17 protein-coding genes are annotated in these 23,779 nt (G+C 71.7%); 12 read left to right on the top strand and 5 right to left on the bottom strand.

Annotated features, from left to right (window positions below):
* Window positions 1–83: 83 nt before the first annotated feature.
* The 5 genes from asnB to AC3AGO_RS32285 form a co-directional block, all read right to left on the bottom strand.
* On the bottom strand, window positions 84–1,952 hold the full coding sequence (gene asnB, locus AC3AGO_RS32305) for an asparagine synthase (glutamine-hydrolyzing) (protein WP_487823824.1): 1,869 nt from the start codon (window positions 1,950–1,952) through the stop codon (window positions 84–86).
* Between the two features lie 84 nt (window positions 1,953–2,036).
* Entirely contained in the window at window positions 2,037–3,230 is a 1,194-nt protein-coding gene (locus tag AC3AGO_RS32300) for a cytochrome P450 (protein ID WP_487823823.1), read from the bottom strand.
* Between the two features lie 22 nt (window positions 3,231–3,252).
* Window positions 3,253–4,311, bottom strand: a complete 1,059-nt coding sequence (locus AC3AGO_RS32295) for a methyltransferase domain-containing protein (protein ID WP_487823822.1) — start codon at window positions 4,309–4,311, stop codon at window positions 3,253–3,255.
* Window positions 4,312–4,358: 47 nt separating this feature from the next.
* Window positions 4,359–6,158, bottom strand: a complete 1,800-nt coding sequence (locus tag AC3AGO_RS32290; RefSeq protein ID WP_487823821.1) for a gamma-glutamyltransferase family protein — start codon at window positions 6,156–6,158, stop codon at window positions 4,359–4,361.
* Window positions 6,159–6,220: 62 nt separating this feature from the next.
* Entirely contained in the window at window positions 6,221–7,654 is a 1,434-nt protein-coding gene (locus AC3AGO_RS32285) for an FAD-binding protein (protein ID WP_487823820.1), read from the bottom strand.
* 496 nt (window positions 7,655–8,150) lie between these two features.
* On the opposite strand from AC3AGO_RS32285, the gene AC3AGO_RS32280 reads away from it, so the two are divergent.
* The 12 genes from AC3AGO_RS32280 (at window position 8,151) to AC3AGO_RS32225 (ending at window position 23,774) form a co-directional block, all read left to right on the top strand.
* Window positions 8,151–8,657: a VOC family protein gene (locus AC3AGO_RS32280; RefSeq protein ID WP_487823819.1), complete on the top strand. Its 507-nt coding sequence runs from the start codon at window positions 8,151–8,153 to the stop codon at window positions 8,655–8,657.
* Window positions 8,654–9,559 carry a hypothetical protein gene (locus AC3AGO_RS32275; RefSeq protein ID WP_487823818.1) on the top strand — a complete coding sequence of 302 codons (906 nt, stop codon included), beginning with the start codon at window positions 8,654–8,656 and terminating at the stop codon, window positions 9,557–9,559. Before AC3AGO_RS32280 ends, AC3AGO_RS32275 begins: the two co-directional genes overlap by 4 nt.
* Window positions 9,556–10,449: an LLM class flavin-dependent oxidoreductase gene (locus AC3AGO_RS32270; protein ID WP_487823817.1), complete on the top strand. Its 894-nt coding sequence runs from the start codon at window positions 9,556–9,558 to the stop codon at window positions 10,447–10,449. Before AC3AGO_RS32275 ends, AC3AGO_RS32270 begins: the two co-directional genes overlap by 4 nt.
* A complete protein-coding gene (locus AC3AGO_RS32265; protein WP_487823816.1) occupies window positions 10,440–11,300 on the top strand; it encodes a hypothetical protein in 861 nt (286 codons plus the stop codon). Before AC3AGO_RS32270 ends, AC3AGO_RS32265 begins: the two co-directional genes overlap by 10 nt.
* Complete coding sequence (locus AC3AGO_RS32260; protein WP_487823815.1) at window positions 11,297–12,529, top strand: aminotransferase class V-fold PLP-dependent enzyme; 1,233 nt, start codon at window positions 11,297–11,299, stop codon at window positions 12,527–12,529. The genes AC3AGO_RS32265 and AC3AGO_RS32260 overlap by 4 nt, the downstream gene beginning before the upstream one ends.
* A complete protein-coding gene (locus AC3AGO_RS32255; RefSeq protein WP_487823814.1) occupies window positions 12,526–13,311 on the top strand; it encodes a tryptophan 2,3-dioxygenase in 786 nt (261 codons plus the stop codon). The genes AC3AGO_RS32260 and AC3AGO_RS32255 overlap by 4 nt, the downstream gene beginning before the upstream one ends.
* A 76-nt stretch (window positions 13,312–13,387) precedes the next feature.
* Window positions 13,388–14,431: a methyltransferase gene (locus AC3AGO_RS32250; protein ID WP_487823813.1), complete on the top strand. Its 1,044-nt coding sequence runs from the start codon at window positions 13,388–13,390 to the stop codon at window positions 14,429–14,431.
* The gene (locus tag AC3AGO_RS32245) at window positions 14,424–15,278 is read left to right on the top strand and encodes an alpha/beta hydrolase (protein WP_487823812.1); all 855 of its coding nucleotides are present in this window, start codon (window positions 14,424–14,426) and stop codon (window positions 15,276–15,278) included. Before AC3AGO_RS32250 ends, AC3AGO_RS32245 begins: the two co-directional genes overlap by 8 nt.
* 19 nt (window positions 15,279–15,297) lie before the next feature.
* Entirely contained in the window at window positions 15,298–17,121 is a 1,824-nt protein-coding gene (locus AC3AGO_RS32240) for a non-ribosomal peptide synthetase (RefSeq protein WP_487823811.1), read from the top strand.
* Complete coding sequence (locus AC3AGO_RS32235) at window positions 17,121–21,482, top strand: non-ribosomal peptide synthetase family protein (protein ID WP_487823810.1); 4,362 nt, start codon at window positions 17,121–17,123, stop codon at window positions 21,480–21,482. Before AC3AGO_RS32240 ends, AC3AGO_RS32235 begins: the two co-directional genes overlap by 1 nt.
* Window positions 21,475–22,863 carry an FAD-dependent oxidoreductase gene (locus tag AC3AGO_RS32230; protein WP_487823809.1) on the top strand — a complete coding sequence of 463 codons (1,389 nt, stop codon included), beginning with the start codon at window positions 21,475–21,477 and terminating at the stop codon, window positions 22,861–22,863. The genes AC3AGO_RS32235 and AC3AGO_RS32230 overlap by 8 nt, the downstream gene beginning before the upstream one ends.
* Window positions 22,860–23,774: an NmrA family NAD(P)-binding protein gene (locus tag AC3AGO_RS32225; protein ID WP_487823808.1), complete on the top strand. Its 915-nt coding sequence runs from the start codon at window positions 22,860–22,862 to the stop codon at window positions 23,772–23,774. The genes AC3AGO_RS32230 and AC3AGO_RS32225 overlap by 4 nt, the downstream gene beginning before the upstream one ends.
* The last annotated feature ends 5 nt before the right edge of the window (window positions 23,775–23,779 follow it).

The following is a 23,779-nucleotide window of genomic DNA, read 5'->3' as shown; positions in this document are numbered from 1 at the left end:
CTCCTGACTTCCTTGGGTGTTCGGGGGCCGCTGTGTGCCGCGGGCCCCTTGCGTTGCGCAAGTGACGGTCGGGCGCCCGGGGTTCAGTGCGTCAGGTCGAGGCTCACGTCGGACTCCTGCAGCCAGAAGTCGAGCCGTACGGGGGTCTCGTCCTGGAGGGCGCGCTTGGTCATCGACGACGGCACGCCGGGGTCCTCGCCGAGCTGCCGGTGCACCGCGTCCAGGTCGAACAACGGCAGCGCCGGCGAGGCCGGTTCGGCGACGATCTTCTGCAACTGCTCGCGCAGCGCCGCGTCGTAGCCGGAGTCCTGGGTGGAGGGGTAGGGGGCCTTGCTGCGTTCCACGATCGACCGGGGCATCAGGTCCTGGGTGGCCGCACGGAGCAGGCTCTTCTCCCGGCCGTCGAAGGTCTTCATCGACCAGGGCACGTTGTAGACGTACTCGACCAGGCGGTGGTCGCAGAAGGGGATGCGCTCCTCCACGCCGTTGGCCATGCTCAGCCGGTCCTTGCGGTCCAGGTTGATCGGCAGGAACCGGGTCATGTTCAGATAGGTGGCCGTCCTCATCCGCCGGTCCGCGGCGCTCTCGCCCTCCAGGTGCGGCACCTCGGCCACGGCCGTGCGGTACTCGTCGGCGATGTACTCGGGGAGGTTCAGCTCGCGGACCAGGTCGCGGTCGAGGAAGGCGGTGGACTGTTCCTCGACGGTCTTGTCGCCCAGCGCGTGCCAGGGAAAGGTGTCGGCCTCCACGGCCTTCCGGTCGTGGAACCACAGGTAGCCGCCGAAGAGTTCGTCCGCCGCCTCTCCGGACAGGACGACGGAGGCCTCCTCGCGGATCGCCCGGAACAGCAGGTAGATGGACGGGCCGTGGTCGCCGATGCCGTAGGGCAGGTCCAGGGCCTTCCACACCGCGGCCCGCGTGTCCGGGGCGGCGAGGTCCGCGGTGTTCAGGGTGACTTCACGGTGGCTGGTGCCCACGTGCCGGGCCAGTTCCGCCACGAAGGGGGCGTCGGGGTCGGCGCGCATCGGCTCCGGCTGGAAGTTCTCCACGTGGCCGGCGAAGTCCAGGGAGAAGGTGCGCAGTTGGCGGCTCCGGGTGGGGTCGAGAGCGTTCTGCGCGAGGGCGGTCAGCGCGCTGGAGTCCAGGCCGCCGGACAGCAGGCTGCACAGCGGGATGTCGGCCACGAGCTGCCGGGTGACGGTGTCGTCGAGCAGTTCGCGCACCGTCCGTACGGTCGTCGCCCGGTCGTCGGTGTGCTCCCGTACGGGCAGTTCCCAGTACTTCTCCTCCCGGCGTTGGCCGTTGCGCACCCGCAGGAGGTGTCCGGGCCGTACCTCCCGCATCCCCCTCAACGGTGTCCGGCCCGGGATGCGGAGGAACGAGCAGATCTCCCGCAGCCCGTCCAGGGACAGGGCGGCCTTGGTGTCCGGGTGGGCGAGGATCGCCTTGGGTTCGGAGCCGAAGAACAGGCCGTTGTTGGTGGGGTAGTAGAACAGCGGCTTGATGCCCAGGCGGTCCCGGTACAGCAGGACTTCGTCACTGCGGCCGTCCCAGATCGCGAAGGCGAACATGCCGTTCAGCCGCTCCACGAAGTCCGGGCCCCACTCCAGATAGGCGCGCAGCACCACTTCGGTGTCGCACCGGGTACGGAACCGGTGGCCGCGTTCCCGCAGTTCCCCGCGCAGTTCCTGGAAGTTGAAGACCTCGCCGCTGTAGCAGATCGCGGCCACGGGCTTCCCGTCGGCCGTGGTCTCGGGGGTGACCATGGGCTGCGCGCCGTGTGCGGGGTCGATCACCGCCTTGCGCCGGTGCCCCAGCGCCGCGTGCGGGCTCAGCCACACCCCTTCGTCGTCCGGCCCGCGCAGCGCCAGGGTGTCCACCATCTGCTGGACGACGCGGCCCTCGGTGGTCAGATCGCGGTCGAAATCAACCCAGCCGGTTATTCCGCACATCGCACTCTCCTTGGACGTAGGTGACATCGAACGGGGACGTCGTCGGCCGCCGCACCGCGGGCGTCGGGTCACGCGTCACGGGCGTCAACTCACCCGGACCGGCAGGGTCTCCAGGCCGCGCGTGATGCTGTTGGGGCTGCGTGTGGGCTCCCCGGCGAGTTCGAGCGTGTCCACCCGTTCGGCGAGCGCGCCGAAGAGGGCGTGGGCCTCCATCGTGGCGAGCGCGCGGCCGGGGCAGTTGTGGACGCCGAAGCCGAACGCGACGGTGTCCGAGGGGTTCCGGCGCACCCGGAAACTGTCGGGATCGGAATAGTGCCGCTCGTCCCGGTTGGCCGAACCGTAGGAGAGCACCACAGTGGATCCGGCGGGGATCGTGACGTCGTCGAGCTCCACGTCGCACGTGGTCACCCGGGCGAAGGTCTGCACGGGCGCCTCCATGCGCAGCCCTTCGAGGAACGCGCCGGGGACGGCCGACGGGTCCTCGCGCACCTCCGCCCACTGGTCGGGGTGCCGGGCCAGGAGCCACAGGGTGCTGGAGATGCCGGCGATGGTGGTGTCGACGCCGGCGCACGCGTAGGCGCTCATCGTCATCAGCGCCTCGTTCTCCGTCACTTCACCGCGCTCGACCGCCGCCCACACGATCTGGCCGAAGCTGCCGGGAAGCAGCTTCGCGGGCGTCGCCTTGGTGGTGAGGTACCGCATCAGCTCCTGTACGTCGGGCAGTGAGGAGGACTGGAAGTCGCCTGCGGGGCCCATGAAGTTGAACGCGCCGAGCGCCCAGTCGAGGATCTGCTCGCGCTGCTCGTCGCGGGGGAAGCCGATGAGGTCCAGGACGATGTCGACCGGCAGCTTGCGCGCGAAGTCGCGGACCCCGTCGAACGTTCCGCGCGCCACGAGGTCGTCGGCCATCTGCCCGGCGAGGCGCTCCAGGTCGTCGGCGACGCCGCGCACGTACTTGGGGCGGAGCGCCTCGTCGAAGACCTTCCGGACCGCTTTGTGCCGCGGCGGGTCCATCCCGAGGATCGACCCGTCCATCATCTGGTTCGTCGTCGGGTTCATGGCGACGCCCTCGGCGGAACTGAACCGCTCCCAGTCCACGAGCGCCGGGCGGACGTGTTCGTACCGGAAGAGGCCGTAGAAGCCGTAGCGGGTCAGGTGGACGGCGGGGCCGAGGCGGCGCAGCGCCGCGTAGTGGGGGTAGGGGTCCCTCAGTGCCGCGGGGGAGAAAAGGTCCACGTCGCTTTCGGGCATCAGGCCCGGTGTCGTGGCTGTGGTCATCTCTGGGTCACTCCCGCCGGCGTCAGTTCGGCCGGGCCGCGAGGTCGTAGAAGCAGATCCGGGGGCCGGCGCCGGGGCGGGTGAAGACCTGCCGGCAGGTCAGCTCGGACCTGTCGAAGACGTCGAACCAGGCGGACCTGTCGCGCGGGAGGCCCTGCCCGCTCAGCACGTGGATGAGGAAGAAGTCGTCGTCGTTCTCCCGGCCGTCGTAGCGCAGTTCCGGCTCGCCGACCAGCAGGATCTTCAGCTGCGGCAGCATCGTCGCCATCTGGTCGAGCAGGTCCACGACGGCCTGTTCGCCGTGCCGGAAGTGCTCGTGCAGCGCGCTCATCATGCACAGGCCGTCCGCCTCGCGGCACACGTCCGGCCAGGTCTCGGGGGCGAAGGCGTCCCCCACCACGAACTCCACCCGGTCGGCGACGCCGGACTGCACTGCCAGGTCCCGCGCCCAGGCGATGGCGTCCGGGTCGATGTCGATGCCGATGCCGGTCAGCGACGGGTCGCGCACACAGGCGTCCACGATCAACTGCCCGCCGCCGCAGCCGGCATCGAGCATGCGAGTGACCTGGCGGCCCTGCATGGCCTGGAGCACGGCCGGGGTGTGGAAGAAGGAGAACAGTGTGGCGCAGTGCGCCCCGAGCGCCCCGCCGTCGCGGACGACGTCCTTGCCGTAGACCGCCTCCCCGCTGAGCAGTTCACCGAGCCGGCTGGTCACACCGCCGTACGCCTCGACGTAGATCCCGAGCCGGGCGAGTGAGATGTCGCTGGTCAGGCACTCCCCCAGCTGGGTCAGTACGTACTCCTCCCCCTGGGTCTGCACGATGCCGCGCTGCTCCAGGTAGCGCAGGAAGCCGGGCCCGACCTCGGGGTTGATCCCGTCGAGCAGGCCGTTTCCGGGCTGCCGCGGTCCGTTGCGCAGCCGCTCCAGCAGCGGCGTGGTGGAGAGCGCGTGCACCGCGTGGCACACGTGCATGGCGCTGATCATCTCGGGCAGGTCGGAGAGTGTGAACTTCTGCCATTCCCGCCGCTGTTCCGCGTCCTGCAGTTCGACGATCGGCGGCGTGCTGTTGGTGGGCGTCACGGGTTGCCGTCCTTTCACAGAGTGCACGGAGGGGTCGGAGCCGGTCGCTACGCGCAGCCCGCGTACGCGTGCCGGCCGCGGGGGCTGGCGGCCGCGCGGACGAACTCCCCGTCCGGGGTGAATCCGGCCGCGCAGACCCGCCCCAGCGAATAGGCCGGTACGAGTTCCACCTCGTGGCCGCGCCGCCGCAGCGCCTCGACCGTCTCCGGCGCGCAGGTCTCCTCGGCCACCAGCACCCCGGGGCGGAAGGCGTGCGGGGTGAAGGACGCGGGGACCTGGTCGGTGTGGAAGGCCGTGGTCTCGGTCGCGTGCTGGAGGTCGAGCCCGAACTCGACGGCGTTGAGGAAGAATTGCAGCGTCCACTGGTCCTGCCGGTCGCCGCCCGGTGTCCCGAAGGCGAGGAAGGGCCGGCCCTCGCGGAGCACGATGGTGGGGCTGAGGGTGGTGCGTGGCCGTTTGCCGGGCTCCAGCGAGTTCGGGTGCCCGGGGGTGAGGTACATGGACTGGCCGCGGGTGCCCAGCGGGAAGCCGAGACTGCCGATGGCCGGGGAGCTCTTCATCCAGCCGCCGCTGGGGGTGGCGGCCACCGTGTTGCCGTGCCGGTCCACCACGGTGACCGTGCACGTGTCGGCCTTCGCGGTGGTGGCCTGGAGGATGGTCGGAAGTCCGTTGCGCAGCTGGGAGATGACCTCCGAGTCGGGCTCGGTGTCCTCCGGCGCGGCCGGGGGCACGAGGTACGGCGTGCGGCCGTCGGGGGATCCCGGCCGGAGGGTGAGCGCGGCGGACTCCCCGGCCAGGGAACGCCGTTGCCGCGTGTACTCCGCGGAGAGCAGGGTGTCCAGCGGCACGTCGGTGAAGGCCGGGTCGCCGTACCACGCCTCGCGGTCCGACATGGCGAGCTTCGTGCACTCCGCCACCGTGTGCATGTAGTCGGCGCTGCCCTGCCCCATGGCCGGCAGGTCGAACCCCTCCAGCAGAGCGAGCTGTTGAAGGAAGACCGGGCCCTGCGACCACGGTCCGGGCTTGAAGACCTGGTGGGGTCCGTACGCGCGGCTCGTCGCGCTCCGCACGGTCGGCTCCCAGCGGGCCAGGTCCTCACCCGTGAGCAGCGCCTGGTGGCGCCGGCCGGTCGCGTCGAGCATCGGCCCGGAGGCGAGGAAGTCGGAGATCTCCTGCGCCACGAAGCCCTGGTAGAAGGCCTGTCGGGCGGCTTCGATCTGCGTCTCGCGGTCGGCCGAGGCGGACTCGGCGGTCTTCAGCAGCCGCTGGTAGGTCCGGGCGAGCGTGGGATTGCGGTACCGGCTGCCGGCGGCGGGGGCGGGCCCGCTGGTGAGGTACGTGCTCCCGGAACCGGTCCACTCGTCGCGGAACAGCGGGGCGAGCGTGCTGATGGCCAGGGCGGTCTCGGGCATCAGCGGGAAGCCGTCCGACGCGTAGCCGATGGCCGGTTCGAGCACGTCGGCGAGGTGCATGGTCCCGAACTCCGAGAGCAGCCGCATCCATCCCCCGAACGCGCCCGGCACACAGGCGGGCAGGAGCCCGGAGCCGGGGATGCTGTTCAGGCCGAGCCCGTCGAAGGCCTCGATGCCGGCGGCCCGCGGCATCGGGCCCTGGCCGCAGATCTCCTGGACGTCCTCGCCCCCGGCCCGGTGGGCCACGATGGACACGTCCCCGCCGGGCCCGTTGAAGTGCGGCTCGACGACCTGGAGGACGAAACCGGCGGCGACGGCGGCGTCGAAGGCGTTGCCGCCGTCGTCGAGGATGCGCATGGCCGCGGACGACGCGAGCCAATGGGTGCTGGCGACGGCACCGACGGTGCCGTGGAGTTCCGGCTTGGACGGCAGCATGGAGCTACTCCCAACTGCTGGGACGACGTGTGCGGGCAGGAGCCGCGCGGTGCGGCCAGGGCCTAGCCGTTCGGGAAGATTCCGGGGCCCGGCGTGAGGAGGGCGTCGGGGTCGTAACGCTTCTTGGCGGCGCGGAAGGCGGGCCAGGCGTCGCCGAAGTGGGCGCGCCAGTCCTGCGCGGTGAACCGTACGGAGCCGATGGGGTAGAGCACCGCGCCGTAGTGGTCGCGCGCCCGGGCGAACCAGCGGTCGTTGCGCTCCAGCATCTCCTGTACGTATGCGGGGTCGTGGGAGGCGGCGGTGGTGTTGATGTCGAGGATGTACACCCAGGGCGAGCCGTCCGGCTCCGGCCGCGGAGGGTGCGGCCTCGTCAGATGTGAGCGCCGCTGCGGGTAGATGAGGCTGATACCGCAGGGCCCCAAGTCGCGTTCGGTGAGCTTCGGGTGGACCTCGGCGACGTAGTCCTCCATGGCATTGCCGGGCAGCCACACGTCGTACCAGGGCTTGGCGAGCCCGTCCCACTGTGCGCTCTCCCGCATCTGCCCGACCAGGCGGTCGATGGTGAAGACGTAGTCCAGGTAGGAGCTGTCCTCGACGTGCGGTGTGGCCTCCACGCCCGCGAGGGCGGTCCCGTCCTGCGGCAGTTCATCGGGGTCGTGGACAACTGTCGCGTACAGCTGGTGAGTCGGCTCGGCGCCCGGCGGTCGCAGCGTCGCGTAGACGTGGTCGATGTCCGGTTGCTCGATGAGGGTGCGCAGGTCGCGGAAGAAGGCGGCGTTGTCGGTGTGGCCCAGCACATAGGTGCGGGCGCGCTCCTTGGCCGGGACGAGGTCGAGTACGGCCTTGGTGATCACGCCGCACTGACCGAGGCCGCCGAGGACCGCTTCGAACAGGTCGGCCCGGTGCTCGGCGGAGCAGCGCTCGATGTCGCCGGTCCCGGTCACGACCTCCAACTCGCGTACGTGGTCGCCCTGCAGGCCCGTACGCAGCGCGCCGACGAGGCCGCCCAGGCCGCCGACCGAGAGCGTGCCGCCCACGCTCAGCTCGGTGTACGCGGTGATCGCCGGCGGTGTCAGCCGCGGGGAGTGCTCGTAGGCCGCGGTGACCAGGTTCTTCCAGAGGACGCCGGCCCCGACCTCGGCGACGTCGGGGCCCAGGGAGTGGATCTGGTCGAGGGTGCGGGTGTCGATGACGAGGCCGTCGCAGAGGGTCTGGCCGAGGGTGGTGCTCCCCCTCCCCTGGACCGAGGCCGTGATGCCGTGGATGCGGCAGAAGCGGATCATCGCGGCGACGTCCCGTGCCGAGCGGGGCCGCAGCACCGCACAGGGGGTGTGCGCGGCGATGTTGCCCAGGTCGGTGGCGTAGGCCTGCCGCGAGGGTCCGTCGAGGAGGAGGTCGCCCTCCAGCGCGGGTGCGGCGGCGAACGTGCGGCCCGTCCGCTCCGTCGTGCTCTCCCGGGACGGGACCCACGCTCGCTCGTCCGGGTCGAATCCCATGGCTGCGGCATTCCCCGGGGAATCCGGGCGGGACATAGGTTTCCTCCCTCGGTAACGGCAGCCTGACGGGCGGCAGTTGTGCCTTTGCTCTGCCGTCGATGCCGAAAATCGTATCCGGCCGCGGCGCGGGAAACCTTCGGAACTCCCTAAACTTGCTGTCAGGGAATCTTTAGACAACCGGGGCCGCACGCGAAAGGCCGTTCCGGGCGGGCGAGTTCACCGTCCCTGCCGCCCGCCGCAGTACGGAGGCGGGGCCGGCGGACCTGTTGAATGACAAAATGTCTCACAGTCCGTGGTGGAGCCACCCGGAGCCACCGGCGCCCGACCGAGGGTGACTTGAGAAGGACTTAAGCATCCTCTGATTGTTCCGGGCGCGCTCGGTGATACAGCATTTCTGGTGCCCGCCGGCCGCCCCTCCGCGGAGGTTCCGGAGGCGCCGGCAGGATTCGCGGCGGTGGCGTAATGCCAGCCGACTCCTCGCGACGAAAGGGACTCGATGAACGCGCTTGCCATCGCCCCTAAACTTCACCACGTCGCCATTCAGACCGATGACGTGGATTCCACGACCACGTGGTACCAGGAATTCCTCGGGGCCGAGGCGCAGTGGACACTGAGTACGTTCTCTCCGCTCACCCACTCCCGGCTCCCCGGGATCGGAAAGCTGGTCGAACTGAAGGTGGGGGACGTACGGTTCCACGTCTTCGACCGGGACCGGCACACCCGGAACGGGCCCGGCCCGAACGACTACCAGTTCCAGCACCTCGGGATCGTCGTGGACTGCCACGAGGACCTCGTCACGCTGCGGGAGCGCTGGCTGCGGCTGCGGGAGCGCGAGGACATCCGGTGGAGCCGGGACGAGCCTCCGTCGGACATCGTGACCGACGACGACGGGATGCAGAGTCTCTACGTCCTCGACCCCAACGGCCTCGAAATGGAGTTCATCCACTTCTCGGGTGAGGTCCCGGGAGAGACTCCGGCGGAGACCACGGGGGAGACACCGTGAACGGCGGCCAGGGACAGCAGCCGGAATCCGGCCAACAGGAGCCTCCCGTACTCCAGTTGCGACCGCTGTATCTGCCCGAGGCGGGCCGGCCCTTCGAGCCCCCGGCCCACGAGGAGTCCGATGACGAGGCCGTGGACCAGGGCGTCGCGGACTACAACGTCTTCGGTACGCACCCCGTCGAGGCGGAACGGGTCTTCTGGTACCGGTGGATCACCGGGCATCAGGCCTCGTTCGCCCTGTGGCGCGCGATGCACGAGCTCATCGGGGACTCCCCCGACACCATGCCCGGCCGCCCTCAACTCGACCTGCTGGCCGCCTGCGTCGACGCCTACAGCGCGATGCTGCTCTACTCCTCCACGGTGCCCCGCGCCCACTACCACAGCCACATCCGGCGCCGGATGGCGCTCCAGCACCCGGCCATCAGCGGCACCTGGGCCCCGGACTACCGGCCCGTACGCCGCATCTTCCGCGGCAAGCTGCCCTGGCAGGGCGATCCGGCGTGCGAACCGCTCGGCACCGCCGTGGCGCGCAACGCCGCGGCCCACGACTACATCGCCGCCCATCTCGTCCCGGACGGGCCCTCCCTCCTCCAGCAGTCCATCGGAACCCCGGCGATGACCGTCTCGCGGGAGAAGGAGGAGCTGTACGACAACCTCTTCCTCACCGTGCGCCGCCCCATCGGCCGCGTCCGGTTCATCGGCCAACTCCGCGCGCGCGTCGCCATGGTGGGCACCGACCTGGCGCACAACGGCCTGTACCCGAACGTCGAGGGGCACCACCATCCGGTCGTCACCGGGCACTCCGGCGGCATCATGATGACGCTCGTGCCCGGCGCGCTGCGGGCGCTCGACGAGGCGACCGCGCGGATCGCCGAACAGCAGCTCCAGGGTGTCGGCGCATGAGGCACGGCATCGTGCTGCTCCCCGAGCACGAATGGAAAGTGGCGGCCGAGCGCTGGCGGCTGGCGGAGCAGCTCGGGTACGACCACGCCTGGACCTACGACCATCTGATGTGGCGCTGGCTGGCCGGCCGCCGGTGGTACGGCGCGATCCCCACCCTCACCGCGGCGGCCACGGTCACCCGCACCCTCAAGCTGGGGCTGCTGGTGGCCACCCCCAACTTCCGTCACCCCGTGGTGCTCGCGAAGGACCTCGTCAGTGTCGACGACATCGCCGGAGGGCGCCTGATCTGCGGGCTGGGGGCCGGCGCGCCCGGCTACGACGCGAGCGTCCTCGGCGCAGCGCCGCTGAGTCCCCGGGAGAGCGCCGACCGGTTCGAGGCGTTCGTCGAACTGCTCGACAGCGTCCTCGTGCACGGCGGCGACGGGGCGGACTCGCCCTGGTACCCGACGTCCGGAGCCGACTTCCACCCCCGGTCCGGGGACGGGCCGCGGCTGCCGTTCGCGCCGGCCGCGACCGGACCGCGGGGCATGGCGCTCACCGCACGCTTCGGGCAGTTCTGGGTCACCTCCGGCCCGCCCGCCGACTTCGGAGGGCGCCCGCTGCGCGAGGTCATGCCGGTGCTGCGGGAGCAGATACGCCGCGTCGACGCGGCGTGCGAGCGCGCCGGCCGGGACCCGGCCACACTGCGCCGGCTGTTCGTGGCCGATGCGGCGGTGGGCGGCATCACCGCGTCGGTGGCCGCCTACGAGGAGGCCGCCGGCGTGCTGGAGGAGGCCGGCTTCACCGATCTCGTCGTGCACTGGCCCCGCCCCGAACCGCCGTACCAGGGCGACGAGGAGACCCTCATCGCCTTCGCCGAGAAGCAGCTACAGGGTGAACGATGCAGGTGACGACGGTGGACATGTTCGGCACTGCCCCCGGCCGCGGCAGTGCCCTCAACGTCCTGCTCCCGGACGGCCCGTGCGACGACGAGGCGCTCGCCCACGCCGCCGCACATGCCCGCACCACGGGAGAGGCGGTCGAGAGCGTCCTGGTCGGCGACTGCTCGAAGGCGGAACGGACCTTCACCTCGCGGATCTTCAACACCGGCGGGGAGACCCCCTTCGCCACGCACTCGCTGGCCGGTACGGCCGCCTTCCTGGTCGACAGGGGGCACCTCCCCGCGGGTGAGGTCGGCCGCAGGACCGAGGAGGGCTGCCAGTGGCTGCGCACCGACGGCCACACGGTCGAAGTGCCCTTCACCGGGCCGGCCGTCGACCACGAAATCCCGGCCGATCCCGCCCTGTTCGGCCCGTACGGCGGCACTCCGCGGGTGTGCGGAGCCGGCAGGGGGTTCACCTTCCTCCGCGTGGCCGACGACCCGCGGGCGCTGCCCGCCCCGGACGCCGCGCGCATGGCGGAGCTCGGCCTTACCGACCTCACGCTCTTCCGCTGGGACCCGCACCACCGGGAGGTCCTGGCGCGCGTGTTCGCACCCGGGTTCGGGCTCCCCCAGGACCCGGGGTGCCTCCCGGCGGCAGCCGCGCTCGGGCTGGTCCCGCTGGGCCTGGACGACGGCGGCAGCGGGCCGGTGACGGTCCGCCAAGTCACCCCGTACGGCACCGAGTCGGTGCTGAACTGCACCGGCTCGGTGCACGACGGCACAGCCGAGGTGCGGGTTTCCGCGCGGGTCTGGACCGGCGAGGGCCGGGCCGGGAGCCACAGCGACAGCGACAGCGGCCGGAAGGTGAGTGAGGGATGACGGAAGCGCCGGAGCCCCGCACGGCCACGGCGCCCGCGGAGAACGAGGCGCGGCGCCGCGACGCCCTCGACCCGCTCTCCGCCTTCGCGCGCACGTACGCCACCGACGGCACCGTGCACCTCAACGGGAACTCGCTGGGCCCGCCGCGCACGGATCTGACCGGTGAGCTGGAGCGCGTCGTGCACGGCCAGTGGGGGCCCCATCAGGTGCGGGGCTGGTTCCGCGACGGCTGGCTCGACCTGCCCCGCACCCTCGGGGACAAGCTCGCGGCCCTGCTCGGCGCGGCACCCGGGCAGATCGTGGTGGCGGGCGAGACGACCTCGACGACGTTGTTCAACGCCCTTGTCGCCGCCTGCCGTTTGCGTACGGAGCGGCCCGTCCTCCTCATCGAGGCCTCCTCCTTCCCCACCGACCTCTACATCGCGCACTCGGTGGCCCGGCTGCTGGGGCGCCAGGTCGTCACCGCGTCCGGCGAGGGCTTCGACTCCTTCCTCCGCGAGAAGGGCGATGAGGTGGCGGCGGCACTCGCCGCACCCGTCGACTTCCGTACCGGGGAGCGGCGCGGGATCGGGCCGACCACCGCGCTGTGCCACGCCGCCGGGGCGGTCTCCGTGTGGGACCTCAGCCACGCCACCGGTGTGCTGCCGGTCGAACTCGACGCCCACGAGGTGGACCTCGCTGTCGGCTGCGGATACAAGTACCTGGGCGGCGGCCCCGGCGCTCCGGCGTTCCTCTACATCGCCTCCCGCCTCCAGGAGGCGGTGGACCTCCCGCTGTCGGGATGGCACGGGCACGCCGAGCCCTTCGCCATGGCGCCCGTTTTCGAGCCGGACCCCGGCATCGACCGGGGCCGTACGGGCACTCCCCCGCTGCTCAGCCTCGTCGCACTCGACCACGCCCTCGACCCGCTGCTCGCCGTGGGCGTGCACGCGCTGCACGAACGCAGCCGTCGCCTCTCGGAGTTCTTCCTGGAGTGCTTGGAGCGCAGCCGTCCCGGTCTGCCGGCGCAGCTCGTCTCGCCCCGGGACGCGGACCGCCGGGGCGGGCACCTCGCGCTGCGGGTCCCGGACGCGGAGGCGGTCGAGGAGGCGCTGGCCGCGCGCGGAGTGCTCGTCGACTCCCGGCCCCCGGACCTGGTCCGCTTCGCCTTCGCTCCGCTGTACGTGACACACGAGCAGGTGCGGCGCGCGGTCCACGAGCTGTGTGACGTAGTGAAGGAGGCACGGTGACCCAGGCGCACGAGTACGTGGCCTACGGCCGCATGGACGAACTGCACGCGCTGCAGCAGCCGCGCAGCAACGCTCGCGGCGAGCTGAACTTCCTCCTGATCAGCCATGTCAAGGAGTTGCTGTTCCGGGCCGTGACCGACGACCTGGACCAGGCGCGGCAGGCGCTGCACAAGGACGACCCGGCCGGCGCGTGCGTGGCGCTGATGCGCGCCACGCGCACCCAGCGGGTGCTCGTGGCCTGCTGGGAGTCGATGAACGGCATGTCGGTCGACGAGTTCGTGGCCTTCCGGCACGTGCTCGACGACGCCTCGGGGGTGCAGTCCTTCGCCTACCGCGGACTGGAGTTCGCGATGGGCAACCGGCCGCCCGGCCACGTGAGTTCGGCCTACGCCGACGGCTACCAGTCGTTACGCGTCGAGCTGTCCAAGCCCTCGCTGTACGACGCCGCGCTGGCCTATCTGACACGGCAGGGCTTCGCGGTCCCGGAGCACTGCGTGGAGAAGGTGCCCTGGGAGCAGCACGAGCCGGACCCCGGAGTCGAGGACGTCTGGCTGGAGATCTACCGCGATCCGCACGCGTACCCCCGGGCACACCGGCTGGCGGAGTCCCTGCTGGAGGTCGCCTACCAGTTCTCGCACTGGCGCGCCGCCCATCTGCTCGTCGTGGAGCGGATGCTCGGCGGCAAGAGCGGCACGGGAGGCAGCGACGGCGCGGCCTGGCTCCGGGAGATCAACGAGCACCGTTTCTTCCCCGAGCTGTGGACCTTCCGCACCCGGCTCTAGAGGCACGTGAGGCGAACAGGAGCGCCGCGGAAGCACGTTGAAGGAAGTACGCCACCACCGCGTTGGGAGCTGCGTGATGACGAAGCCGGTTGACCTCAGTTCGCTCGTCCCGGTGCTGTTCGGGTTCGCTGCCTTCCAGCAGCTGCGCGCCGCGTCCGAACTGCAGCTGTTCGAGTATCTGACACTGAACGGCCCCTCCGGCAGTGACGAGGTCGCCACCGGGCTGGGGCTGCCGCCCAAGTCCGCGCGGACCCTGCTGCTGGGCACCACGGCGCTCGGTCTCACCGAGCGCACCGGCGACCGCTACACGCCGAGCGAAACGCTGCGTGCCGCGATCGACGACGGCACCTGGCCGCACATCCGCAGCATCATCGACTTCCAGCAGCGGGTGTCCTACCTCCCCGCGCAGGAGTACGCCGAGTCCCTGCGCACCGGCAAGAACCTGGGCCTCAAGCACGTACCCGGCTCGGGGAGCGATCTCTACACCCGGCTGGAGGAGAACCCGGAGCTGGGCAACCGCTTCTACCGGGGCATGCACGCCTGGTCGGAGCTGTCGAACCCGGTGCTGCTGGAGCAGGTCGACTACCGGCCGGTGTCCCGCGTGCTGGACGTCGGCGGCGGCGACGCGGTCAACGCGATCGCCCTGGCGCGCGCCCATCCCCATCTGAGGGTGACGGTGTTCGATCTGGAGGGCGCCGTCGAGGTGGCCCGGGACAACGTCGAGGCCGCCGGGCTCGGCGACCGGATCGATGTCGTGGCCGGCGACATGTTCGGCGAGCCGCTGCCCCACGGCCACGATCTGGTGCTGTTCGCCCACCAGTTCGTGATCTGGTCGCCGGAGCAGAACGCCACGCTGCTCAAGCGGGCCTTCGAGGCGCTCTCCCCCGGCGGCCGGGTGGTCGTCTTCAACGCGTTCGCCGACGACGACGGCGCCGGCCCGCTCTACACCGCGCTGGACAACGTGTACTTCACGGTGCTGCCGTTCGAGGAATCGACGATCTACCCATGGCGTGACCACGAGGAGTGGCTCTCCACCGCCGGGTTCGTGGACATCACGCGCACCCACAACAAGGGCTGGACACCGCACGGCGTCGTCGAGGGGCGCAAGCCCGGTGCGTGAGCCCAGCCTGCTGGACCGGGAGTACTCGCCCAGTTCCCTCGCCCGGGATCCGGCGGGGACGCTGCGGCGGTACCGGACACGCAGCGACGCGGCGCGGGCACGGCTGGAGGTGCGCGAGGCCGTGCCGTACGGCGCCGCCGCCGTCGAACGCTGCCACCTCTTCCCCGCTCCCCCGGCCACCCGGCCGGCGGCCGGCTCCCCGGCGCTGGTCTTCGTGCACGGCGGCCACTGGCAGGAGTCCGGCATCGAGGACGCCTGCTTCGCGGCGGAGCACACCGTGGCGCACGGCTGCGCCTTTGTGGCGGTGTCCTACGGGCTCGCACCGGCGCGCACCGTGCCGCAGATGATCGCTTCGGTCCGTACAGCGCTGTCGTGGCTGGCCGCCTCCGCACCGCGGTACGGCATCGATCCGGACCGCCTGCACATGGCGGGCAGCAGCGCGGGGGCCCACCTGCTCGCCGCCGCGCTCGCGCACCCGAAGGCTCCGCGGGTACGCGGCGCCTGCCTGCTCAGCGGCCTCTACGACCTCGGCGAGATCCCGCGCACCTACGTCAACGACGCCGTCGGCCTCACTCCCGGACTCGCCCGCGCGTGCAGCCCGTTGGCCATGTCCGCGCCGCGGTGCGACCGGGTCCTGCTCGCGGTCGGCGAGTACGAGACGGGCACGTACCTGCGCCAGCAGCAGGAGTACGCGGCGCACCTGGCCTTCCTCGGTGTCCCGGTGACCACGCACACGGTGCCCGGCCGGGACCACTTCGACCTGCCGTTGGACCTGGCCGACGCGGCGGCGCCGTTCGGCCGCATCACCCTGCACCACCTGGGCCTGGCGGAATCCCCCACCGAATAAGGAACGGTGACTTCACGCGATGACACACCCAGTGACCACCACGCCGCCACCGGCCGCGACGACGGAGACCGCCACCGCGGCCGGGTCCACCACCACGGAGACGATCGCCGACGCCTTCGAGCGGACGGCGCGCGAGTACGCCGCGCACGAGGCGCTCTCCGACGGCGGGACGACCTTGACGTATGGCGAACTGGACGCGCGCGGCAACCAGTTGGCGCGGGTGCTGCGCGAGCGGGGGCTCGCCCCGGGTGAGCACGTCGGGGTGCACTTCGACCGCGGCCTGGCGACCTGTCAGGTCTTCCTCGGCATCCTCAAGGCCGGACTCGTGGTGGTCCCCTTCAACCCCCGCCATCCCGCGGAGCACACCGCGCGGATGTGGCGCCTCGCCGGGCCCTCCCTGACGGTGACGGGCGCCGGGGCCCCCGAGGGCATCCCCTCCGGTGCGTGCCTCCCGCTCGACGACCTGCTCGCCGACGCCTCGGCGGCGTCCGGCGCACCCGTACCGCGCGAAGTGGACGCGCAGGCACCGGCGTTCCTGCTGTTCTCCTCGGGCTCGACCGGCGAGCCCAAGGGCGTCGTCATCGCCCACCGGGGCATCTCCCGGGTCTCCCGGCACCTCACCGGCTTCACGCCCGGACCGGGCGACCGCTTCCTGCAACTCGCCCAGCCGGCCTTCGCCGCCTCCACCACCGACATCTGGACCTGCCTGCTGCGCGGCGGCCGGCTCACCGTCGCCCAGCAGGACGTGCCGCAACTCGGCGACCTCGCCCGGCTCGTGGAGCGCGAGCGGATCTCGGTGCTCAACCTCTCCGTGGACCTGTTCAATCTGCTCGTCGAGCACCACCCGGAGACCGTCGCCCGGGTCCGTTCGGTGATCGTCAGCGGTGACTTCCCCTCAGCACGCCACATCGAGCAGGCACTGGCCGCCGTCCAGGACGGTGACCTGTTCAACGCCTTCGGCTGCACGGAGAATTCGGCGCTCACCGCGGTGCACAAAGTCACCGCGGAGGACCTGTCCACGGCCGAGATCCCGGTCGGGAGCCCCATGCCGGCCGTCGAGATGACGGTACGCACCGAGACCCTCGACCTCTCGCCGCCCGGCGAGATCGGCGAATTGTGCATCGCCGGCGACGGCCTCGCACTGGGCTACCACGGCGATCCGCAGCTCACCGAGCGCAAGTTCGTCCGGCACGAGGGCCGGCGCTGGCTGCGGACCGGCGACCTGGCCAAGCTGACCGGGGACGGCGAGATCGTACTGGCCGGCCGCACCGACCAGATGGTCAAGGTGCGCGGGTTCCGCGTCGAGCCGCGGCACGTCGAGATGGCCGCCGAGACGGTACGCGGCGTCGCCCAGGCGGTCGCCCAAGCCGTACCCGGCGACGGTACGACGGACCGGCTCGCCCTGTGGTGTGTGCCGGCGCCCGGCCACGAACTCGCCGAGCGGGACCTGCTGGAGGAGCTGCGGGGACGCCTGCCCGACTACATGGTCCCCTCGGCTGTCCTCGTCCTCGACGCGCTGCCGCTCAACGCGAACGGCAAGATCGACCGCAAGGAGCTGTCCTCGCGTCTCGCGGCCCGCGCCACCGGCCGCACCCGCGACGGCACGAAGCACGACACGCTGACCACGGTCGTGGCCTCCACGCTGGCGGACGTGCGCGGGGGCGAGGAGACCGGCCCGGACGAGGGGCTGCTCGAAAGCGGGATCACCTCACTGCACCTGATCGACCTGGGCGCCCGGCTGGAGGACGTGGTGGGGGTCGCCCTGGCCCCCGACGAAATCGTCGGAGCCGGCACCGTACGCGGCGTCGCCGACCTGATACGCACCAAGCGGGGGCGAGGCTGATGACCGCTCCCACACGCCAACCCCCGCTCGCGGCAGAGCGTTTCCCGGCCTCCCCGGCCCAGACGGGCATCTGGTTCGCGAGTGTCTCCGGGGCGGACCCCACGGCGTACAACCAGCCCCTGCTGCTGCGCCTCGGGGTGCCGCTGGACCACGCCCTGCTGGTCGAGGCGCTGCACGCCGTGCACCGGGAACACTCCGCGCTGCGCACCACGTTCGAGATGGACGCGGGCGGCGAACTGAGCCAGATCGTGCACGGCGTACTCGACCCGCTCGTCGAGGTGCGCGAGCACACCGGCCCGGACGCCGAGGAGTGGCTGGCCGAGCAGGCGGCCCAGGTCGCGGCCACCGCCTTCGACTTGTACGCCGGGCCTCTCGTGCAGGTGCGGCACCTGCGCCTCACCGATCAGGGCCGCAGTGTGCTGGTGTTCAACATCCACCACACCGTCTTCGACGGCATGTCCTTCAAGCCCTTCCTCAGCCGGCTCGAAGCGGCCTACACGGCGCTGGCGCAGGGACGCCGACCGGACGGGCAGGCACCGCGCCAGGCCGTCGACGCGTACACCCGCTGGTCCGAGCAGTGGACCGGCGCGGGAGTACCGGACTACTGGCGCGCGAAGCTCGCGGACGCCCCCGCGCCGGCCCCCGTCGGCCTGCCGGGTGAGGGCCCGACCCGGCACATCACCCGGCAACTCGCCCTCGACGACGAGCTGTCGGCGCGGGTGAGCGACTTCTGCCGGGCCGAGGCCCTCACCAGCAGCATGTTCTTCCTCGCCCTCGGCTTCCTCCTGCTGCACCGGCAGACCGGGCAGGACGACACCCTCCTCGGCATCCCGGTCAGCGTGCGGGACAGCGGGGACGCCGAGGTCCTCGGACACCTCACCAACACCGTCGTGCTCCGGCACCGGTTGACCGACGGGGCGACCGTGCGGGACGTGCTCCGCGCGGTGAAGGGGGAGGTCCTGGAGACCCTGCGGTACCGGCACACCCCGCTGGAGGCCGTGGTGAGCGACCTGCGCGCCTCCGGCGCCGAACTCGGCAGCGCAGGCGACCTGTTCAACGCCATGGTCACCGTGATGCCGGCCGGCTCGCGCCGGCTGGACCTGCGCGAGTGGGGCGCCGACACGTGGGAGCACGTACCGGGAGGAGCCAAGTACGACCTGGCGATCGTGGTGGACGAGACGCCGGACCACTACACGCTGATCGTCGAGCACACGACGGCCGCGGCCGACGGCGAGAGCTTCACCGGCCACCTCGCCCGGCGGCTGCGGACGCTGGTCGAGGCCGCGCTGCACAGCCCGGACACGCCGGTCCGCGAGATGCGCTGGACCGGCGACGAGGAGGAGGCGGCGCTCGCGGAGTTCTGCGCCCGCCGGACCGACGCACCGCGGCTGGGCACCGAGCTGACCGAGGACCTGTTCACCGCGGCCGCCGAAGCGGCACCCACGGCCCCGGCCGTCGTGGCGGACGGCACGACGACGGACTACGCCGAACTGGCCCGGCGGGCCGACGAGATGGCGGCGGGCCTGGCCGGCCGGGGCATCCGCGCGGGCGCACCCGTCGCGGTGCTGATGCGCCCCGGCGCCGGACTCGTGGTCACCATCCTCGGAATCCTCCGGGCCGGCGGCAGCTACGTCGTCCTCGACGCCGGACACCCGGCAGAGCGGCTGAGCTTCGCCCTCCACGACTGCGGCGCGGGCATCCTGGTGCGCGGGGCCGGGGCCGACCTGACAGACGTGGAACTGCCCGAAGGTCTGGAGGTCGTCGACGTGCCCGGGATCAGCCGCCCGGGAGCCGCGCCGGACCGGGGGCGCAAGTCGCCAGAGGACACGGCGTACATCGTCTACACCTCCGGCTCCACGGGACACCCCAAGGGCGTGCCGCTGCCGGAGACGACGCTGGCCAATCTGGTGCGCAACCAGGAGATCCTCTCCTCCGGCCGCCCGATGACCACCCTGGCGTACATGCCGCCGGCCTTCGACGTGTTCACCCTGGAGGTCTTCGGGACGCTGTGCGCCGCGGGCACGCTGGTCATCCCGCCCGCGAGCGCCCGCACCGACTTCGGGGAACTGGCCGCGCTCATGGCGGAGCAGCGCGTCGAGCGGGCCTACCTCCCCTATGTCGCGCTCCGCGAACTCGCCGCCGCCCTGCGCGCGTTCGCGGTGGACCTCCCGGACCTGCGCGAGGTGTACGTCACCGGCGAGCGGCTGGTGGTGACCGAGGATCTGCGCGAGATGTTCCGCCGGAACCCGGAGGCCCGGCTGATCAACGCCTACGGTCCCTCCGAGGCGCACCTGTGCAGCGAGGAACGCCTCCCCGCCGACCCCGACGCCTGGCCCGCCCTCCCCTCGATCGGCTGGGTGGTCGCGGGAGTCGACGCGTACGTGCTCAGCGACGCCGAGGCCGCGCAGCGCGCTCCGTTCGGCGTCGAGGGGGAGCTGTGCATCGCGGGGCCTGTCGTCTCGCCCGGCTACATCGGCCTGCCGGAGAAGACGGGCCGGTCCATGGTGCCCGACCCGTTCGCGCCGGGGCAGCTGATGTACCGCACCGGTGATCTGGTCGTCCTGGCGGCGGACGGGCGCCTGCACTACCGGGGCCGGGAGGACGACCAGGTGAAGATCCGCGGGTACCGCGTGGAGCCGGGTGAGGTCGAGGCGGCGCTGGAGCGGGAGTTGGAGGTGGACGCGGCGGCCGTGCTCGTCGTTCCCGCCGGCGGTGACCGCGTCCTGCACGCGTTCGCGCAGAGCGACGCGCCGCTGCCGCCGGACTGGCGCGGGCGTCTCGGCGCCGTACTGCCGGACTACATGGTGCCCCGTCAGGTCACCCGCGTCGCCGCCTTCCCCCTGACACCGAACGGAAAGACCGACCGCCGGGCGCTGGAGGCGATGCTGCACGCCGGTCCCCTGCCGGACAGTGGCGAAGGCGACAGCGAGGGTGCCTCGGATGCCGAATGGACCGATGCCGAGCGGGCGATGGCCGGACTGTGGGCGCAGCTGCTCGGGCACCGGCCCGCCACCCCGGACCTGGACTTCTTCGAGCAGGGCGGGCACTCCCTGCTGGCCGCCCGGCTGCACCGGCTGGCCAGGGAGCACTTCGGCTCCGACGTCGCGCTCTCGGCGCTGCTGAGCACACCGACGGTCCGCGGCATGACCCGCAGCCTCGGCGGCGAAGGGGACACCGGCCTGCCGGACCTGCGCCGCGAGGCCCGGCTGCCGCGACTGGCCGTGGGCGAACGGCGCCCGCCGGTACGGGAGAAGGTGCTGGTCACCGGGGCGACCGGCTTCCTCGGCAGCCATCTCGTGGAGGAACTGCTGCGCTCCGGGCACCGCGTGGCCTGCCTCGTCCGCGCCGGCAGCGAGGAAGAGGGGCGCGGCCGCCTGCGCGCGACGTTCGAGAAGTTCGCGCTCGACGCCTCCGGGACCGAGGACGTCGAGATCTGCCCCGGCGACCTCACGCGGCCGCACTTCGGCCTCGGGGAGGCGTACGAGGCGTGGGCACGCGAAGTGAGCGAGGTCTACCACGCGGCGGCACACATCAACTTCGTCGCCCCGTACCACACGGTGAAGCACACCAACGTCGACGGTATGCGGCGACTGTTGGACTTCTGCGGGGTCAACTGCACACCGCTGCGCGTCATTTCCACACTCGGCGTCTTCCCGCCGGACTCCACGGAGAGCCCGGTCGAGGAGGGCTCGGTGCCGGGCGATCCCGCGTCGCTGGGCATCGGCTACTCGCAGAGCAAGTGGGTCGCCGAGCATCTGGCGCGGCAGGCAAGGGAGTTCGGCCTGCCGGTCACGGTGCACCGTGTGGGCCGGGTGGCCGGGCACAGCCGCAGTGGTGCCTGCCGGCACGACGACTTCTTCTGGCTGCAGATGAAGGGGTTCGCGGCGCTCGGCCGCTACCCGGAGGACCTCGCGGGGATGCCGGCCGTCGATCTGCTCCCCGTGGACTACGTGGCGCGGGCGGTCGTCCGGCTGTCCGAGGACCGGCCGGAGAACGAGGACTGGCATCTCTTCCACGCGCGCGGACTCACCTGGGACGAGATCCTCCGGGCGATCCGCGCGGAGGGGCATCCCCTCGACCCGGTGCCACCTGCCGACTGGATGGCCGCGCTGGAACGGCAGGTCGAATCAGGCGACCGGGGATGGGGGTTGGGGCCCCTGGTGCCCCTCATGCGGGAGGGCGCGATGCGCCTGGGCGACCTCTCCTTCGCCAACGCCAAGTCCGCGTCGGCCCTGGCAGACGCCGGATGCCCGTTCCCGCCGGCGGACACCGGCTGGGTCCGTCAGATGTTCGCGTACTTCCGCACGCTCGGCGCGGTTCCGCAGCCGGGCGGGTCACCCTCGGAGGAGCACCATGCCTGAGCCGGCCACACGCTCAGTGGTGATCATCGGCGCCGGCCCTGTCGGCTGCGCGCTGGCCACGCTGCTGCGGCGGCAGGGCCTGGAGGTCGACGTCTTCGAACGGGAGGAGGAGTCGGTCGAGTCGGGGTCGGGCAATTCCTTCAACCTGACCCTCACCTCACGCGGCCTCGACTGCCTGCCCCGGTCGGTCAAGCGCCGCCTGTACCTGCAGGGTTCGGTGCTGGTCAAGCGGATCATCCACCACCGTGACGGCGCGATCTCCACGCAGCCCTACGGCACAGCGGACGCCCACCATCTGCTGTCCATCCCGCGCCGGGTCCTCCAGGCCATCCTGCGCGACCACGCGCTGCGGGCGGGCGCCCGCATCCACTACGGACGCAAGTGCGTGGACGTGGACACCGCCCGCCCGGCCGCACTGCTGCAAGGACGCGACGGCGTCGGCACATGGGTTCCGGCCGACCTGGTGACCGGCTGCGACGGGGCCAACAGCGCGGTACGGGAGGCCATTTCCCGTACGCACCCCGACGACATGTGGGTCACCCGCGACACCATCGACCACGGGTACGCCGAGATCACCATGGAGTACCGGGGCGCCGACCCGAGCGGCATGCACCTGTGGCCGCGCGGCGACCATTTCCTCCAGGCCCAGCCGAACCGCGACCAGACCTTCACCACGAGCCTGTTCAAACCGCTGGCCCGGGACACCCCGCGGCGGCAGTTCGCGGAGCTGTCCTCACCCGGCGCCATACGCGACTACTGCGCCACTGAGTTCCCCGACGTGTTCGACCGGATGCCCGAGGTCGGCCAGGAGCTGATGTCGCACACACCCGGCAGGCTCCGCATCGTCAGCTGCGCCCCTCATCACCACAGGCGCGCGGTGCTCGTCGGGGACGCGGCACACGCCGTCGTCCCGTTCTTCGGGCAGGGCATCAACTGCAGCTTCGAGGACGCGGCCACGCTGTCGGGGCTGCTGGAGAACGCCCGGTACGGGGCCGGCGACGGCGACGAGGCCGTGGTGGAGAACGTGGTCGAGAAATACAGCGGAACGCGGGTCGCGGCGGGACACGCGCTGGCGGAACTGTCCCTGCGCAATCTCCAGGAACTCTCGGCGCACGTCACCAGCGCCTCGTTCCTCCAACGCCGCGCGCTGGAGCGCCGGTTGCACGAGCTGTACCCGGATCTCTACACCCCGCTCTACCAGTTGGTGGCGTTCACCAGCATTCCTTACGACGCCGTGCAGCAGCGGCACCACAGGCTCAGTTCGGCGCTCGACTCGTTCTGCCGGGGCCGGGATCTGCGAAGGGAACAGGACACCATCATCACCGAATTCGTCGAGAAACACGGCGCCGAGCTCCTGCGCGACGAGGAGCGCACGGGGTGAACGCCGCACCGGAGACCGGCCGAGGAAGCGAGGCGAGCATGCACGTCGCCGTCACCACACCGACCGGAAACGTCGGCTCACGCGTCACCCAGCTGCTGATCCAGGCAGGAGTACGGCCCACGCTGCTGCTCCGGGACCCCTCGAAGCTCAGCCCCGAGCTCCGGGAGACGGTCCGGACCGTGCAGTGCGATCAGCGCGACACCGACGCGGTCGTCGAGGCCACCGAAGGCGTCGACGCGCTGTTCTGGGTCGATCCGCCCACCACCGACCCGGACCCGGTCGCCTCCCATGCCGCGCTGGGGGCCAACGCCGCACAGGCCATCGCGCGCAACGGCATCCGCCGGACCGTCTTCCAGAGCAGCGTGGGCGCCGAGAAGCGCCACGGCGTCGGCGAGATCGACGGACTCGCCCGGACCGAGGAGCAGCTCGACCGGCTGGCGGCCCCCGTCCTCCACCTGCGGTGCGGCTACTTCTTCTCGAACCTCCTGCTCAGCCTCGACCAGCTGAGACAGGGCCTGTTGCCCACCACCTTCCCCCTGGACCAGCCGATCCCCTGGGTCGCCCCGCGCGACATCGGGGACATCGCGGCCGCCAGGCTGCTCCATGACGGGTGGTCGGACCGGCACGTACAGGCGGTCCACGGCCCGTGCGACCTCACGTTCACGCAGGCAGCGGAGATCATCTCGGAGGCCACGGGCAAACCGGTCAAGGCAGTCGGGATCAGCGACGCCGAGTTCCGGCAGGCGCTCTCGGACCAGGGGCTCACCACCGAACAGACCGAGGCGATGGCCGGTATGCCCGCCGGACTGAGGCAGGACTTCACCCCCGAGAACGAGCGGTCCGTCCTCACCACGACCCCGACCGGCCTCGGCGCCTGGGCCCACACCGTGCTGCGCCCGCTTCTCCCGTGACCCGC

It is taken from the genome of Streptomyces sp. BL1 (assembly GCF_057628045.1).
Note: the sequence above shows the minus strand (reverse complement) of the source record. Positions and strands in the feature narration are given on the sequence as shown.

Excerpts from the sequence above, each read along its gene's own strand:
- AC3AGO_RS32230 (WP_487823809.1), top strand. The coding sequence starts at position 21,475 with ATGCCTGAGCCGGCCACACGCTCAGTGGTGATCATCGGCGCCGGCCCT.
- AC3AGO_RS32290 (WP_487823821.1), bottom strand. The coding sequence starts at position 6,158 with ATGCTGCCGTCCAAGCCGGAACTCCACGGCACCGTCGGTGCCGTCGCC.
- AC3AGO_RS32235 (WP_487823810.1), top strand. The coding sequence starts at position 17,121 with ATGACCGCTCCCACACGCCAACCCCCGCTCGCGGCAGAGCGTTTCCCG.
- AC3AGO_RS32265 (WP_487823816.1), top strand. The coding sequence starts at position 10,440 with ATGCAGGTGACGACGGTGGACATGTTCGGCACTGCCCCCGGCCGCGGC.
- AC3AGO_RS32260 (WP_487823815.1), top strand. The coding sequence starts at position 11,297 with ATGACGGAAGCGCCGGAGCCCCGCACGGCCACGGCGCCCGCGGAGAAC.
- AC3AGO_RS32250 (WP_487823813.1), top strand. The coding sequence starts at position 13,388 with ATGACGAAGCCGGTTGACCTCAGTTCGCTCGTCCCGGTGCTGTTCGGG.
- AC3AGO_RS32280 (WP_487823819.1), top strand. The coding sequence starts at position 8,151 with ATGAACGCGCTTGCCATCGCCCCTAAACTTCACCACGTCGCCATTCAG.
- asnB (WP_487823824.1), bottom strand. The coding sequence starts at position 1,952 with ATGTGCGGAATAACCGGCTGGGTTGATTTCGACCGCGATCTGACCACC.
- AC3AGO_RS32285 (WP_487823820.1), bottom strand. The coding sequence starts at position 7,654 with ATGGGATTCGACCCGGACGAGCGAGCGTGGGTCCCGTCCCGGGAGAGC.
- AC3AGO_RS32270 (WP_487823817.1), top strand. The coding sequence starts at position 9,556 with ATGAGGCACGGCATCGTGCTGCTCCCCGAGCACGAATGGAAAGTGGCG.
- AC3AGO_RS32300 (WP_487823823.1), bottom strand. The coding sequence starts at position 3,230 with ATGACCACAGCCACGACACCGGGCCTGATGCCCGAAAGCGACGTGGAC.
- AC3AGO_RS32240 (WP_487823811.1), top strand. The coding sequence starts at position 15,298 with ATGACACACCCAGTGACCACCACGCCGCCACCGGCCGCGACGACGGAG.